This window comes from Legionella sp. (assembly GCF_965140895.1).
In the GTDB taxonomy this organism is placed as follows: domain Bacteria; phylum Pseudomonadota; class Gammaproteobacteria; order Legionellales; family Legionellaceae; genus Legionella.
On record NZ_CBCSKT010000155.1, the window covers coordinates 1 to 1,015 of the forward strand.

Consider the following 1,015-nt stretch of genomic DNA (forward strand, 5'->3'; position numbering starts at 1 on the left):
TGATCATAAACAACGCGTACTGCTTCATAATGTCCGGTATTGCCCTGACAGATTTGCTCATAACCAGGGTCTAGAGTCACACCGCCAGTATAACCAGACTCAACCTTCAATACCCCAGGAATCAGTTTTAAAAAATGCTCTACGCCCCAAAAACAGCCGCCAGCAACAATGGCCTCTTCGGTATCTAAAACCATGCTGTCGGCAACAAAATCAATAGAAGCTGCATTAACACAATGACGTAAATTGTTTTGGGTAAAGTACTCGCCAGTAAACACATGTCCCAAATGTGCATTGCAGCGCTCGCAAAGAATCTCCATGCGCTGACCATCACTATCGGGAACTTGCTTTACCGCCTGTACAATATTCGCATCAAAACCAGGCCAACCGCAGCCAGAACTGAATTGACTTGAGCCACGAAAGAGCGCCAACCCACAGCGCCGACACAAATAAGTACCTTGAGTAACTACTTGATTATAAGCCCCAGTGTGCGGATATTCTGTGGCTTTGTCACAGATTACCCGCTTCGCCAAGGGAGTTAAACCGGCCGTTTTATCAAGATAGTCACTCATCGTATTTTATCGTGGCTGTGCTTGGCAGATTTTATCTGCTAAGTAACCTACGGCTCCGGCATAATATATAGAATTATTATAGTGCAAAATCATCTTATAGTTAGGGAAGGCCATAAATGTAGGACCACCATAAGGCTCAACAATACTTGCATTTAGGTTTTGATGAGGCAATGGTTTGCCATCTTCAGTAAGCACCCCTAAAGAAGCCCATTCACTTACTGGTTTAATCGTAGTTTTACCTTCCAAAGCACGATCAAAATTCTTAGGTAATTTAACTTGAATCGCCCAAGGCTCGTCTGTTTTCCAGCCATTTTGCTTCATGTAATTAGCAATGGAAGCAAAGACGTCAGGTTTACTTTTCCAAATATCACGATGGCCATCACCATCATAGTCCACGGCATATCTAACCCAGCTGGAAGGTAAAAATTGTGGTTGTCCGGAGGCTC

The 1,015-nt window shown here is 43.8% G+C and carries 2 protein-coding genes; both read right to left on the bottom strand.

Annotated features, from left to right (window positions below):
* Window positions 1–569: peptide-methionine (R)-S-oxide reductase (locus ACQY7T_RS13635; protein WP_428414073.1), on the bottom strand; the 569-nt coding region annotated here is incomplete at its 3' end.
* A 6-nt stretch (window positions 570–575) separates the two neighbouring features.
* On the bottom strand, window positions 576–1,015 hold a 440-nt coding region (locus ACQY7T_RS13640; RefSeq protein WP_428414074.1), incomplete at its 5' end, for a lytic murein transglycosylase.